This is a genomic window from Halovulum dunhuangense, from assembly GCF_013093415.1.
Classification (GTDB): Bacteria; Pseudomonadota; Alphaproteobacteria; order Rhodobacterales; family Rhodobacteraceae; genus Halovulum; species Halovulum dunhuangense.
On the sequence record NZ_JABFBC010000002.1, the window covers coordinates 66,928 to 80,708 of the forward strand.

The window sequence follows — 13,781 nt, forward strand, 5'->3', positions numbered from 1 at the left end:
GACCGCAATGACCTTCGCCCTGACCGACTACGATCCCTATGATTTCGCCAATCGCCGCCATATCGGGCCCAGTCCGGACGAGATGGCGCAGATGCTGGCCGTGCTCGGGGTGGACAGCCTCGATGCGCTGATCGCGGAAACCGTGCCCGCCGGCATCCGCCAGGAACAGGCCCTCGATTTCGGCGCGCCGCTGTCCGAACGGGACATGCTGCACCGGATGCGGACGGTCGCCAGGAAGAACAAGGTCCTCACCTCGCTGATCGGCATGGGCTACCACGCCACGCTCACGCCGCCCGTGATCCTGCGCAACATCCTGGAAAACCCCGCCTGGTACACCGCCTACACGCCCTACCAGCCGGAAATCAGCCAGGGCCGGCTCGAGGCGCTCCTCAACTTCCAGACCATGATCTCGGACCTGACCGGGCTCGACATCGCCAACGCCTCGCTGCTGGACGAGGCGACGGCCGCGGCCGAGGCGATGACCATGGCCCAGCGCGGCGCCAAGTCCAAGGCTGCGGGCTTCTTCATCGACCAGAACTGCCACCCGCAGACCATCGCCGTGATCCGGACCCGCGCGGAACCCCTGGGCATCGAGACAATCGTCGGCGACCCGTTCCGCGATCTCGACCCCGAGGCGGTGTTCGCCGCGATCTTCCAGTATCCCGGCACCTACGGCCATGTGCACGACTTCACCGAGGTGATCGAAAAGCTGCACGCCGCCAGGGCGCTCGGCATCATCGCCGCCGACCCGCTCGCGCTGTGCCTGCTGAAAAGCCCCGGAGAGATGGACGCCGACATCGCCATCGGCTCTACCCAGCGTTTCGGCGTGCCGATGGGCTTCGGCGGCCCGCACGCCGCCTACATGGCCTGCAAGGACGCCTTCAAGCGCGCCATGCCGGGCCGGCTGATCGGCGTGTCGATCGACGCGCGCGGCAACAAGGCCTATCGCCTGAGCCTCCAGACCCGCGAGCAGCATATCCGCCGCGAAAAGGCCACCTCGAACGTCTGCACCGCGCAGGCGCTGCTGGCCGTGATGGCCTCCATGTACGGCGTCTATTACGGCCCCGACGGGCTTAAGGCGATCGCCCAGAGCATCCACCGCAAGACGGTGCGCCTGGTCCGGGGCCTGGAAGAACTGGGCTTCAAGGTCGAGCCCGAGACCTTCTTCGACACCGTCACCGTGGAAGTCGGCGCGCTTCAGGGCGTGATCCTGAACGCGGCCGTGGCCAACGGCGTGAACCTGCGCAAGGTGGGCACCACCAGGATCGGCATTTCCTGCAACGAAAAGACCTATGGCGAGACGGTCGAGGCCGTCTGGCGCGCCTTTGGCGGCGACCACCTGAAATACCGCGACCACGACCGCCCCTACCGCCTGCCGCAGGCCTGCCTGCGCGACACGCCCTACATGACGCACCCGATCTTTCACATGAACCGGGCGGAGGCCGAGATCACCCGCTACATGCGCAGGCTGGCGGATCGCGACCTCGCGCTCGACCGGGCGATGATCCCGCTCGGCTCCTGCACGATGAAGCTGAACGCCACGGTCGAGATGCTGGCGGTCACCTGGCCCGAATTCGCGGAAATCCACCCCTTCGCGCCCGACGACCAGGTGCAGGGCTACATGGAACTGATCGACGACCTGTCGGCCAAGCTCTGCGACATCACAGGCTATGACGCGCTGTCCATGCAGCCCAATTCCGGCGCGCAGGGCGAATATGCCGGGCTTCTGACCATCCGCGCCTTCCACAAGGCGCGCGGCGAGGGGCATCGCAACGTCTGCCTGATCCCGACTTCCGCGCATGGCACCAACCCCGCCTCGGCCCACATGGTCGGCTGGGAGGTGGTCGCCGTGAAATCCGCCGAAAACGGCGACATCGATGTCGAGGATTTCCGCGCAAAGGCCGAGAAACACGCCGAAAACCTGGCGGGGTGCATGATAACCTACCCCTCGACCCACGGCGTGTTCGAGGACACGGTGCGCGAGGTCTGCGCCATCACCCACCGGCATGGCGGGCAGGTCTATATCGACGGCGCGAACATGAACGCGATGGTCGGCATCTCGAAGCCGGGCGATATCGGCGGCGACGTCAGCCACCTGAACCTGCACAAGACCTTCTGCATCCCGCATGGCGGCGGCGGCCCCGGCATGGGCCCGATCGGGGTCAAGGCGCATCTCGCGCCCTACCTGCCCGGCCACCCGCATACCGGCGGCCAGCAGGGCCCGGTCTCGGCCGCGCCCTTCGGCTCGCCCTCGATCCTGCCGATCAGCTGGGCCTATATCCTGCTGATGGGCGGGGCGGGTCTGACCCAGGCCACCAGGGTCGCGATCCTGAACGCGAACTACATCGCCAAACGGCTGGATGGCGCCTACGAGGTGCTGTTCACCAATGCCGGCGGCCGGGTCGCGCATGAATGCATCCTCGACACCCGCGCGCTCGACGCGCTGGCGGGCGTCACGGTCGAGGATGTGGCCAAGCGCCTGATCGACTGCGGCTTCCACGCCCCCACCATGAGCTGGCCGGTCCCCGGCACGCTGATGGTGGAACCCACCGAAAGCGAGCCCAAGGCCGAGCTTGACCGCTTCATCGACGCCATGCTCGCCATCCGGGCCGAGGCGGACGCCATCGCCTCGGGCGAGATGGACCGCGAGAACAACCCGCTGAAGAACGCGCCCCACACGGTCGAGGATCTGGTCGGCCCCTGGGATCGCCCCTACACGCGCGAGCAGGCCTGCTTTCCGCCCGGCGCCTTCCGGGTGGACAAGTACTGGGCGCCGGTCAACCGGGTCGACAACGCCTATGGCGACCGCAACCTGGTCTGCACCTGCCCGCCGATGGAAAGCTACGCCGAAGCGGCGGAATGACCCCGAACCCCCGCGCCACGACCCGGCGCGGGGGCCTTCGCGGTTGACACGCGGGCCCCGCCTGCTGTTTCCCTGCCCCGACACGAAGCATTGGATCGGCACAGCCCATGATCATCGTCGGCGGCGAGAACCTCATCGACTTCATCCAGGACGCCCCCGATGGCGGCCACCCCGCCTATCGCGCGGTGCCCGGCGGCGCGCCCTTCAACGTGGCCAAGGCCATCGCCCGGCAGGACGTGGCCATGGGCTACCTGACCCCGTTTTCCACCGACACGCTGGGCCGCCAGCTTCAGGCGGACCTGCTGGCGAACCCCCGCGCGCAGGCGCTGCACACCCCCTCGGACCGGCCGACCTCGCTGGCGGTCGTCTCGCTCGAACAGGGCCAGGCCCGCTACCAGTTCTACCGCGAACGCACGGCCGAACGGGACGTGACCCCCGAAAGCCTGCGCGCAGCCCTGCCCGTAGCACCCTCCGCCTTCTTCGTGGGCTCCCTCGCCGTCACCGACGGCCCCGACGCCGAGGCCTGGGCCGGGCTTTTCCGCGACCTTTCGCAGGCGGGCACCTTCACCGCGCTCGACCCCAACATCCGCGCGGCCTTCATCCATGACCGCGCGGGCTATCTGGCCCGGCTCGAGACGCTGATCGCCACCGCCGACCTGATCAAGATGTCCGACGAGGATATCGCCTGGCTGGCCCCCGGCCAGGATCCCCGGGCGGCGCTGCGCGCCATCGCCGGGCGCAGCCGCGCCGGGCTGGTCGTTCTGACCCTGGGCGCGAAGGGCGCCTTCGGCATCACCCGCTCGGGCGAGATCGAGGTGCCCCCCCACCCGGTCCCGAAACTGGTCGACACGGTCGGCGCCGGCGACACCTTCATGGGAACGCTGATCGCCCAGTGCCACCACGAGGGCTGGCTCCGCCGCGGCGCGCTCGACGCGCTGACGCCGGACCAGGCCCGCCTGCTGATGCGCCGCGCGGCGGCCGCTGCGGCCATCAACTGCGGCCGCGCCGGCTGCAACCCGCCCAGCCTTTCGGAGCTGCGGGCGGCGCTGTAGGGTTCTGGCTGGTACCCGAGGTCGGACTCGAACCGACAAGCCTTGCGGCGGGGGATTTTGAATCCCCTGTGTCTACCAATTCCACCACTCGGGCATCTGGACGAGATGTCGGCTACCATGAGATTCCGAACCGCGCCAGACCGAATCTTCGCCGCGCCGGAAGCGGGGGATGTCGGGCAGACTGCCATACGCTTGCCATACACTTTCCAGACGCCTTCCATACCGCCTGGCCGCGCCGCTTAGCCCTCTTGACCCGGGCGCATCGACATGGTCCGTGAGGTCGGGAATCTGGCAGGGGAACCCGATGTTCCGACGGATCTATGACATGACCTTGCGGCTGGCAGAGGGGCGCTATGCGCTGCCGGCGCTGGCGGCGGTGGCCTTCGTGGAAAGCTCGGTCTTTCCGATCCCGCCCCATGTCATGATGCTGCCGATGATCCTCGCCACCCCTCACCGCGCCTGGACCATCGCGCTGGTCACGACGCTTGCCTCGGTGGCGGGCGGGGCGCTGGGCTACTGGATCGGCGCCGTCCTGTTCGAGTCGGTGGGCCAGCCGGTGCTGGACTTCTACGGCAAGGGCGCAGAGTTCGACGCATTCGCCTTGCGTTTCAACGACTTCGGCGCCTGGGCCGTGCTGATGGCGGGGATCACGCCCTTCCCCTACAAGGTCATCACCATCGCCTCGGGCGCGACCGGGCTCGACTTCGGGGTGTTCATGGCCAGCTCGATCGTGGCGCGCGGCTTCATCTTCTTCCTGCTCGCCGCGATCCTGTGGAAGTTCGGCCCCCCCGTCCGCGCGCTGGTCGAGCGGCGCTTCGGGCTGATGACCACGCTGTTCTTCGTGATCCTGCTGGGCGGCTTCGCCCTGGTGAGGTGGCTGTGAGCGCCCGGTCCCTGATGCTCCTGGCAGCCGCCGGCTCGGCCGCGCTGATGCTGGGCGCGCTGGGCTTCCAGTACCTGGGCGACCTCGCGCCCTGCAAGCTGTGCTACTGGCAGCGCTATCCCCATGTCGCAGCGATCGGCGCGGGCGCCGTCGCCCTGGTCGCGCCCCTCGTGCTGGTGGCGCTTTTCGGCGCGCTGGCCGCGGCCACCACCGCCGGGATCGGCGTCTACCATGTCGGCGTCGAGCAGCGCTGGTGGGAAGGTCCGAACACCTGCACCTCAAGCGGGACCGCGGGCCTCAGCCCGTCGGAGTTGCTGGACCAGATCCTTGCCGCCCCGGTGATCCGCTGCGACGAGATCGCGTGGGATTTCATGGGGCTATCCATGGCGGGCTGGAACGCGCTGATATCGGCCGCCCTTGCCGCGCTGTGGCTGCTGGCCGCCTGGAAGGCGGCTCAGGCGTCCAGTTCCGCATCCCAGTAGAGGAAGTCCATCCAGCTGTCATGCAGGTGGTTGGGCGGGAACTTGCGCCCGATATTCTGCAATTCGCCCGGGCTCGGCTCTTGCGGGGGCTTGCGCAGGCGCATGCCCGCCTGGCGCAGCGTCTTCGATCCCTTGTGCAGGTTGCACGGCCCGCAGGCGGCGACCACGTTGTCCCAGGTCGTGCGCCCGCCACGCGCGCGCGGCAGCACATGGTCAAAGGTCATCTCTCCGCGCGAGCCGCAATACTGGCAGGCGAACTCGTCGCGCAGGAACAGGTTGAACCGGGTAAAGGCGGCATGCCGGGCGGGGCGCACATAATCCTTGAGAACCACGACGGACGGAATGCGGATCTCCATCGAGGGAGAACGCACAACCTCGTCGTATTCCGAGATCACCACCACCCGGTCGAGAAAGGCCGCCTTCACCGCCTCCTGCCAGGGCCAGAGCGACAGCGGCATGTAGGACAGCGGCCGGTAATCGGCGTTCAGCACCAGCGCCGGGCGGTCCCGCGCGCCTGCCGGCTGACGTATGAAACTCGGTTGAGGTGCGATCTGCATGGCGACTCGTTCCCCTGTCCTGCCCGGCCCTTCCCGACACTGGCGGACGGGACGCGCCCGCCCCACTAGTTGACTATATATCGAAGCGGCATCGGCGCAATACTCTACATCTGCGCCGCTCCGCTTGATTGCCGGCAACATATCCACAGGGACTGACGGTTTTGTGACGCGATCCCACCCGTCCGGCAATTCGTGCTAGGCTTCGGTCCATGTCGAAGGATGATCGCAAACCGCCCGCCATCCTGGAGGCGGCGCTCTATGCCGAGGATCTAGAGGCGGCGGAAGCCTTTTATGCCGGGGTGCTGGGGCTTCCGGTCGTGGCGCGCCAGTCGTGTCGGCACGTCTTCTTCCGGGTCCGCGACGGGGTGCTGCTGGTGTTCCGCGCTTCGGCCACGGAAGCCGGGGACACCGGCCCGGTGCCCGGTCACGGCGCGCGCGGGCCGGGGCATCTGTGCTTTGCCGCAAGTGCTGCGGAACTGGAGGACTGGGTCGCCCGGCTCAAGGCGGCGCATGTCCCGATCGAGGCGGACGTGCGCTGGCCCGGGGGCGCGCGGTCGATCTATCTGCGCGATCCGGCGGGCAATTCGCTGGAATTCGCCGAGCCCCGGCTCTGGGCCGAGAGTTAGGCCGCCTCAGCCGTCGATCCCCAGCCGCTGGCGGATGAAGCCCAGCGCCAGCCCCAGCCCGTCGGGCGCGATGCCATGGGCGGTCCCGCGCGAGACATGGGTTGCCACGGGGAAACCCGCGCAGCGCAGCGCCTCGGCCGCCTCGGGCATGGCGGCGGGCGGCACCACGTCGTCGCGGTCGCCATGGACCAGCAGGATGGGCATGCGACTGACCGTCTCGGATGCGAGCATTTCGGGCGCGAGCAGGCGGCCCGAGAACCCCACGATCCCCGCAAGCGGCGTCCTGCGGCGGGGGGCGACATGCAGGCTCATCATGGTACCCTGCGAGAACCCCACCAGCACGGTGCGCTCGGGCCCGATGCCGGTTTCCGTGGCCAGCGCATCGAGCCAGGCGTCAAGCGCCTCTGCCGCGCGCAGCATCCCGGCGCGGGCCTGCGCCTCGGACGAGCCGTCGATCCACGGGATCGGGAACCACTGGCGGCCCATCGGGTTGACCGAACAGGGCTCGGGCGCGTTCGGCGCGCGAAATTCGGTGTCGGGCAGATGGGGGGCCAGCGGATCGGCAAGCCCGATCAGGTCGGCGCCGTCCGCGCCATAGCCATGCAGAAGAACGACCAGCGAACTGGCCGTGCCGGAGGCAGCGTTGCGGGCGGGTCCGGTCAGGCTCATCGGCTGTTCACTCCCTCGCGTTCCTTCACCAGCGCGTAGTATTGCCAAAGCAGCTTGGCCGCAACCGACCGCCAGGGCGCCCAGGCTTCCGCCCGCGCGCGCAGGGCACGCTCGCGCGGGCGCTCGGGCAGGTCCAGCGCCAGCCGCGCCCCTTCCTGCAACGCAAGGTCGCCGGCGGGAAATATGTCGGCCCGGCCAAGGGCGAACATCGCATAGATCTCGGCGGTCCAGACGCCGATGCCGGGCACGGCGGTAAGCGTGGCGACGATCCCGGCGTCATCCATCCCGTGCAGGCGGTCGAAATCGACGCCGCTCTGTGCCAGCGCCAGCGCATAGCGGATCTTCTGGCGCGACAGGCCACAGGCGCGCAGGGCGTCCTCTTCGGCGCGGGCGACGGCGCTGCGCTCGGTCAGGCCGGCCCCCTCCAGTCGGGCCCAGATCGCGCGGGCAGAGGCGACCGACACCTGCTGGCTGACGATCGCGGACAGAAGCGCCGCAAAGCCCGCCTCGCGCCGGCGCAGCCGCACCGGGCCGGTCGCCTCGGCCACCGGGGCAAGCGCCGGATCGGCGGCCACCAGCGCGGCGAGGCCATGGTCCATGTCGGTCTCGGATTGCAGAAGTCGGTACGGCACAGGCTACTCCCCGGGGACCGCTGGACAATACCGGGCCGGCGAGTAGAAGCAATCCATGACCACGGATTCCCGCGCCCGCCGCAACGTCATCGTCCTTGTCTCCGCCCAGGCCATCCTGGGCGCGCAGATGCCGATCAGCTTCGTGCTTGGCGGGCTGTCGGGCCAGATGCTGAGCCCGGTCGCCTGTTTCGCCACGCTGCCCATTTCGCTGATCGTGCTGACGACGATGTTCGCGGCCCCCATCCTGTCGGAATACATGCAGCGCCACGGGCGGCGCGCGGGCTTCGTGATCGGGGCGGCGGGCGGTGCCGCGGGCGGCGCGCTGGGGGCGGCGGGGTTGCTGCTGGGCTCGTTCCCGCTGTTCCTGCTGGCCTCGATCGGGACCGGCATCTACATGGCCGCGCAGGGCTTCTACCGCTTCGCCGCAACCGATACCGCAAGCGACGCCTTCCGCGCCAAGGCGATTTCCTATGTCATGGCGGGCGGGCTTCTGTCGGCGGTGATCGGCCCGCAACTGGTCAAGCTGAGCGGCGACTGGACCGACCCGATCCCGTTCGCGGGCGGCTATCTTGCCATCGTGGGCCTGAACCTTTTGGGCGTGCTGGTGTTCCGCTTCCTCGACATCCCCAGGCCCCCCGCGCCGGCCATCGACGCGCCCGCGGGCCGCAGCCGGATGGAGCTGTTGCGCAGCCCCCGGATCGCGGTGGCGATGATCTGCGCCATGGTCAGCTATGCGCTGATGAACCTGGTGATGACCTCGACCCCGCTGGCGGTGGTCGGCTGCGGCTTCACCACCGACAATGCCGCCGACATCGTCTCGGCGCATGTGCTGGCGATGTTCGCGCCGTCCTTCTTCACCGGCCACCTGATCGCGCGTTTCGGTGTCGAACGGGTGATCGCGGCCGGGCTGGTGCTGCTGGCCGCCGCGGGCCTGGTGGCCATCGCGGGGGTGGAGTTGCTGAACTTCTACGCAGCCCTGATCCTGCTCGGGCTGGGCTGGAACTTCGGCTATATCGGCGCGACGGCCATGCTGTCGGGCGCGCACAGCCCCGAGGAACGCGGCCGGGTTCAGGGCATGAACGACGCGGCCGTGTTCGGCATGGTGACCATCGCCTCCTTCGCCTCGGGCCTGCTGTCGAATTGCGCGGGCACCGACGCGGTCGAGGGCTGGACGCTGGTGAACATCGCCATGATCCCGTTCCTGACGCTGGCGGGCGGGGTGCTTCTGTGGTTCACCCTGCGCGGGCGCGCGGTCAGAAGCGCCCGGTAAGCCCGGCCTTCAGCAGGGCTGCGCGGCGGCGAAACTCCGACAGCGCAAGCCGCCCCTCCAGCGCCGCCTGCGGATCGGCCTTCGCGGCCGTGAGAATGGCGCGCGCAGGCCCCCCGGCTATGAAGGCGGGGCGCGCGGCACGGGGCACGGGCATGGCGCGGGAAAGCGCATCCAGCCGGGCCAGCGCGGTCTCTGCCAGTTCGCGCACGGCGTCGGCCCCCGATCCGGGCAGCGCGCGCCGCCCGGCCTGTTCCAGCGCGGGCAGTGCGCGGATATAGCCCGCGGCCCCCGCGATGGTACCGTAATCGCGTGCAAGCCCGGCCAGCGCCCCCTGCCCCAGCGCATGGGCGGCAAGGGCCATGAGCGCACCCCCGGTATCCGCAAGATAGCGCCACAGCCGGTCCGGCGCATCCGCGACCGGCTCGGCCCGCGCGTCCATGCGGCGCGCCTCGATCAGCGTCTCGAAGGGGGCGCGCGGCAGGTCCGTCTCGTGCACGGCGGCGGCCAGCGGGGCGACCACCTCGTGGGCGCGGGGCAGTTGACCCGCAAATATCTCCTCGACGGCATCGGCCCACCATTGCACCCGCATCTCGGCCAGCATCGGCTCGGACGTGACCCAGGGCGCGCGCGCCAGTTCCAGGTTGAAGGCGTAAAGCGCGATCAGATGCGCCCGGCGTTCGACCGGCGCGGCCATGACGGCGGCGAAACGCTCGGGATCCGATCCCGCCAGCCGCGCCGCGCAGGCATCGAGCGCCGCGCGCATCTCGGGCCCCTTTCCGGTCATTCGGGGCGCACCACGAACAGCCGGTAGCCAAAGGCGTCGCGATGCGCCCGCCAGACGGCGATTTCCGTCTCGTGCGCGCGCAGCACTTCTTCCAGCGCCGGCGACGCGCCGCTGGCGCGCAGCATGGCGATCCGCGCCTCCATCGGCTGGAAATAGCCCTCCCAGGCGGCATCGCCCAGAACCCGCGTGCCGAGTACGGCGTAACCCGCACGCCCGATCGCGGCGGTCACGCCCTCGGTATCGGTCATGGCGGGATATTCCTTCCAGAAAGCGGCCGCATCGGGCGGGCGGTCGGCGCCCAGCCAGACGACCTCGCTGAAGGCGACGGCCCCGCCCGGCGCCAGCGCCGCTGCCCAGGCCCTCAGCGCCGCCTCGACGCCCAGGAAATAGACGGCGCCCGCGGACCAGACGAAATCGAAAGGGCCGCCCGGCGGGGCCGCCATGTCGCCCTGCACCGCGCTGACCCGCGGATCGCCCGCGTGGCGCGCGGCGATCCCCTGGGCAAAGGGGGCATGCGCCTCGATCGCGGTGACATGGCCCTTGGGCGCGGCCTCCAGAAGCCCCGCCACGTCGGCGCCCGGCCCCGCGCCCGCGTCCAGGATCCGCGCATCGCGCCCGACACCGGCCAGCGCGCAGGCCCAGCGCAGGCTTTCGGCATCGCCCGGCCCCTCGCGCGGCAGATCGCTGTGCAGAAGGAAGAATTCGGGGGTCACGCCGGTTCCACCCCGTCGCGCAGCAGCTTCCAGACGATGGAATCGAGCAGCGCCTGGAACGAGGCGTCGACCACGTTGGCCGAGACGCCCACGGTGGACCAGCGCCGGCCCTGCCCGTCCTCGCTGTCGATGATGACGCGGGTAACGGCGTCGGTCCCGCCATTGGTGATGCGGACACGGAAATCCACGAGGCGCAGATCCTCGATGCTGGACTGGTAGGGGCCCAGATCCTTGGCCAGCGCGCGGCTCAGCGCGTTGACCGGGCCCTGGTCGTGGCCGCTCTCGTCGCGAGATTCGGACACCGACATCAGCCGCTCGTCGCCGATGCGCACCACGACCACCGCCTCGGACACGGTGATCCGCTCGTTCCTCGCATTGTAGCGCCGGTCGACGGTGACGCGGTAGCGCTCGACATCGAAGAAGCGCGGCAAGAGCCCCAGATGCCCGCGCGCCACCAGTTCGAACGAGGCGGGCGCGGTGTCATAGGCAAAGCCGCGATCCTCGCGCGCCTTGATGTCCTCGAGGATGAGGGCCAGGCGCGGATCGCCCTTCTCGACGGTGATGCCCGCCGCCTCCAGCCGCTCGCGCAGGTTTGACTGGCCGGCCTGGTTCGACATCGGGATGAAGCGGGCGTTGCCGACCGCCTCGGGGGGGATGTGCTCGTAGGTGGTGGGGTCCTTCGCGATCGCCGAGGCGTGCAGCCCCGCCTTGTGGGTGAAGGCAGAGGCGCCCACATAGGGCGCGGCGGGGTTCGGCACCCGGTTCAGGATGTCGTCGAGAAGGCGCGACACCTTGGTCAGGCTGCGCAGCCCGTCCTGCGTGACGCCGATCTCGAACTGGCTGGCATAGGGCTCCTTCAGCATCAGCGTCGGGATCAGCGAGACGAGGTTCGCATTGCCGCAACGTTCCCCCAGCCCGTTCAGCGTGCCCTGGATCTGCCGCGCGCCGGCCGCGACGGCGACCAGGCTGTTGGCGACCGCGTTCTCGGTGTCGTTATGGGTGTGGATGCCAAGGCGCGCCCCCGGCACGCCCGCGTCGACCGCGGCTTTCACGCCCTTGCGGATGTCATGGGGCAGCGCGCCGCCATTGGTATCGCAGAGCACCACCCAGCGCGCGCCCGCCTGGTACGCCGCCCGGATACAGGCCAGCGCGTAGTCGGGATTGGCGCGGTAGCCGTCGAAGAAATGCTCCGCGTCGAACAGCGCCTCGCGCCCCCCGGCCACGACATGGGCGACCGATGCGGCGATGTTCTCGAGGTTTTCCTCAAGCGTGATGCCAAGCGCGGTGGTGACGTGGAAGTCATGGGTCTTGCCCACCAGGCAGACGGCGGGCGTGTTCGCGTTCATCACCGCCGCCAGCACGTCGTCATTCGCGGCCGAGCGCCCGGCGCGCTTGGTCATGCCGAAGGCGGTAAAGGTGGCGCGGGTCCGGGGCGCACGGGCGAAGAACTCGCTGTCGGTCGGGTTGGCGCCCGGCCAGCCCCCCTCGATGTAGTCGAGGCCCAGCCGGTCGAGGGCCGCCGCGATGCGGGTCTTGTCCTCGAACGAGAAGTCCACGCCCTGGGTCTGCTGCCCGTCGCGCAGGGTGGTGTCGTAGAGATAGAGACGTTCGCGGGTCATCGGCGCGCTCTCCTGCGGGCGGTTGCGCGGGCGGCGGGGGCGGGATGCCTCCGGCGGGGATATTTGAAGAAAGTGGAAGGCGGGCGGGTCATTTCAGGGCCTCGAGGCGGGAGGGGTCGAAGCCGGGAAGAAGGCTCCAGCTGGTGCCTTCGGGCGTGTCCTTGATCTCGACGCCGGCGGCGGCGAAGGCGTCGCGGATCGCGTCTGCGCGAGCGAAATCGCGAGCAGCGCGGGCGGTGCGGCGGGCCCCGAGAAGTTCCTCGATCAGGGCGGCGGCATCGTCGGACGCCTCGGCCCAAGCGCCCTCGTCATCCGCGAGCAGGCCAAGAAGGACGGCCGACGCCTTGAGGGCCGCGGCATCCTCCGTGGCGAGGCGGTGAAGGGCGGCAAGGGCCGCGGGCGTGTTCAGATCGTCGGCGAGCGCCTCGAGCACGCTCGAGGCCGGGCTGGCGGCGGGTTCGATGCCCGCCGTCAGCCCGCGCCACTTGCGCAGCGTCGCCTCGGCCTGGCGCGCCTTTTCCGCTGTCCAGTCCATCGGGCTGCGGTAATGCGTCATCAGGAAGACGAAGCGGATCACCTCGCCGGGGATGCCCTGGTCCAGCAGATCGCGCACGGTGAAGAAGTTGCCCAGGGACTTGGACATCTTCCTGCCCTCTACCTGAAGCATCTCGTTGTGCAGCCAGACGCGGGCGAAGCCGCAGCCGTCGCAGGCGCATCTGGACTGGGCGATCTCGTTCTCGTGGTGGGGGAATTGCAGGTCGATGCCGCCGCCATGGATGTCGAAATCCGTGCCCAGCAGCGCCTCGGACATGGCCGAGCATTCGATGTGCCAGCCGGGGCGGCCGCGGCCCCAGGGGCTGTCCCAGCCGGGCGTCGCCGCATCCGAGGGTTTCCAGAGCACGAAATCCATCGGATCGCGCTTCCAGGGCGCGACCTCTACCCTTGCACCGGCGATCATGTCCTCGGTCGAGCGGCCCGAGAGGCGGCCGTATTCGGCGTATTTCGCCACCTCGAACAGCACATGGCCATGCGCCTCGTAGGCCATGCCGCGGCCGATCAGACGTTCGATCATGGCGATCATCTGCGGGATGTAGTCGGTCGCGCGCGGCATGTCGGTGGGCCGCAGGGCGCCCAGCGCGTCCATGTCCTGAAGATACCAGGCGATGGTCTCGTCGGTGATGCCGCGGATCGGGCGCCCCGTCGCGGCGGCGCGGGCGTTGATCTTGTCGTCCACGTCGGTGAAGTTCCGGACGTAGCGCACATGGTCCTCGCCGTAGACATGGCGCAGCAGGCGGTAGAGCACGTCGAAGACCACCACGGGGCGGGCATTGCCCAGATGCGCCCGGTCATAGACCGTCGGCCCGCAGACATAGAGGCGGACATTCCTCGAGTCGATCGGCTCGAAGGGCTCCTTGCGGCGGGTGGCTGTGTTGGTCAGCTGGATCTGGGTCATGGGCGCGGGTCCGGGCAGATGGCTCCCGTGGCGCCCTAGCAGTCTTGGATGGTCTGGAAAAGACGAAACGGCGCCGCGGACGTGTGGGTCAGCGGATAATGATGCAGCAAATGCAGGTGGCGTTCGTCGTCATGGCCGCACCATGCGCGGGGCGCAGGGCAATGGCAAGGGAAAAACC

General features: G+C 69.4%; 13 protein-coding genes and 1 tRNA gene. 6 read left to right on the forward strand and 8 right to left on the reverse strand.

Annotated features, from left to right (window positions below; translation table 11 throughout):
- Positions 1 to 7: 7 nt before the first annotated feature.
- Both gcvP and HMH01_RS10960 read left to right on the forward strand, forming a co-directional pair.
- Positions 8 to 2,863, forward strand: a complete 2,856-nt coding sequence (gcvP, locus tag HMH01_RS10955) for an aminomethyl-transferring glycine dehydrogenase (RefSeq protein ID WP_171325479.1) — start codon at positions 8 to 10, stop codon at positions 2,861 to 2,863.
- Positions 2,864 to 2,970: 107 nt separating this feature from the next.
- Positions 2,971 to 3,915 carry a PfkB family carbohydrate kinase gene (locus HMH01_RS10960; RefSeq protein WP_171325481.1) on the forward strand — a complete coding sequence of 315 codons (945 nt, stop codon included), beginning with the start codon at positions 2,971 to 2,973 and terminating at the stop codon, positions 3,913 to 3,915.
- Positions 3,916 to 3,924: 9 nt separating this feature from the next.
- Here the strand turns inward: HMH01_RS10960 and HMH01_RS10965 are convergent.
- Positions 3,925 to 4,009: transfer RNA gene (locus tag HMH01_RS10965), tRNA-Leu, on the reverse strand.
- A 210-nt stretch (positions 4,010 to 4,219) separates the two neighbouring features.
- Between HMH01_RS10965 and HMH01_RS10970 the strand changes: the two genes are divergently transcribed.
- A complete protein-coding gene (locus tag HMH01_RS10970) occupies positions 4,220 to 4,798 on the forward strand; it encodes a YqaA family protein (RefSeq protein WP_171325483.1) in 579 nt (192 codons plus the stop codon).
- 14 nt (positions 4,799 to 4,812) lie between these two features.
- Positions 4,813 to 5,280, forward strand: a complete 468-nt coding sequence (locus HMH01_RS10975) for a disulfide bond formation protein B (RefSeq protein ID WP_171325485.1) — start codon at positions 4,813 to 4,815, stop codon at positions 5,278 to 5,280.
- Here HMH01_RS10975 and HMH01_RS10980 read toward each other — a convergent pair.
- Positions 5,253 to 5,837 carry an HNH endonuclease gene (locus HMH01_RS10980; protein ID WP_171325487.1) on the reverse strand — a complete coding sequence of 195 codons (585 nt, stop codon included), beginning with the start codon at positions 5,835 to 5,837 and terminating at the stop codon, positions 5,253 to 5,255. The two genes, HMH01_RS10975 and HMH01_RS10980, sit on opposite strands and share 28 nt — an antisense overlap.
- A gap of 209 nt (positions 5,838 to 6,046) precedes the next feature.
- Here HMH01_RS10980 and HMH01_RS10985 point away from each other — a divergent pair, with 209 nt between their 5' ends.
- Complete coding sequence (locus HMH01_RS10985) at positions 6,047 to 6,463, forward strand: VOC family protein (protein ID WP_171325489.1); 417 nt, start codon at positions 6,047 to 6,049, stop codon at positions 6,461 to 6,463.
- Between the two features lie 6 nt (positions 6,464 to 6,469).
- Here HMH01_RS10985 and HMH01_RS10990 read toward each other — a convergent pair whose 3' ends face one another.
- Both HMH01_RS10990 and HMH01_RS10995 read right to left on the reverse strand, forming a co-directional pair.
- Positions 6,470 to 7,132, reverse strand: coding sequence for an alpha/beta hydrolase (locus tag HMH01_RS10990; RefSeq protein WP_171325491.1), 663 nt, complete (start codon positions 7,130 to 7,132; stop codon positions 6,470 to 6,472).
- Positions 7,129 to 7,764 (reverse strand): DNA-3-methyladenine glycosylase family protein, encoded by a 636-nt coding sequence (locus HMH01_RS10995; RefSeq protein WP_343035252.1) that lies wholly within the window; start codon positions 7,762 to 7,764, stop codon positions 7,129 to 7,131. The genes HMH01_RS10990 and HMH01_RS10995 overlap by 4 nt, the downstream gene beginning before the upstream one ends.
- Before the next feature lie 55 nt (positions 7,765 to 7,819).
- On the opposite strand from HMH01_RS10995, the gene HMH01_RS11000 reads away from it, so the two are divergent.
- A complete protein-coding gene (locus HMH01_RS11000) occupies positions 7,820 to 9,034 on the forward strand; it encodes an MFS transporter (protein WP_171325493.1) in 1,215 nt (404 codons plus the stop codon).
- Here the strand turns inward: HMH01_RS11000 and HMH01_RS11005 are convergent.
- The 4 genes from HMH01_RS11005 to cysS all read right to left on the reverse strand — a co-directional run bounded on the left by HMH01_RS11005 (position 9,018) and on the right by cysS (position 13,603).
- A complete protein-coding gene (locus HMH01_RS11005) occupies positions 9,018 to 9,818 on the reverse strand; it encodes a squalene/phytoene synthase family protein (RefSeq protein ID WP_246237393.1) in 801 nt (266 codons plus the stop codon). The genes HMH01_RS11000 and HMH01_RS11005 overlap by 17 nt on opposite strands.
- On the reverse strand, positions 9,815 to 10,531 hold the full coding sequence (locus HMH01_RS11010; protein WP_171325495.1) for a methyltransferase domain-containing protein: 717 nt from the start codon (positions 10,529 to 10,531) through the stop codon (positions 9,815 to 9,817). The genes HMH01_RS11005 and HMH01_RS11010 overlap by 4 nt, the downstream gene beginning before the upstream one ends.
- Positions 10,528 to 12,150 carry a citramalate synthase gene (cimA, locus tag HMH01_RS11015; protein WP_171325497.1) on the reverse strand — a complete coding sequence of 541 codons (1,623 nt, stop codon included), beginning with the start codon at positions 12,148 to 12,150 and terminating at the stop codon, positions 10,528 to 10,530. The genes HMH01_RS11010 and cimA overlap by 4 nt, the downstream gene beginning before the upstream one ends.
- Before the next feature lie 88 nt (positions 12,151 to 12,238).
- Complete coding sequence (gene cysS / locus HMH01_RS11020; protein WP_171325499.1) at positions 12,239 to 13,603, reverse strand: cysteine--tRNA ligase; 1,365 nt, start codon at positions 13,601 to 13,603, stop codon at positions 12,239 to 12,241.
- Between the last annotated feature and the right edge of the window lie 178 nt (positions 13,604 to 13,781).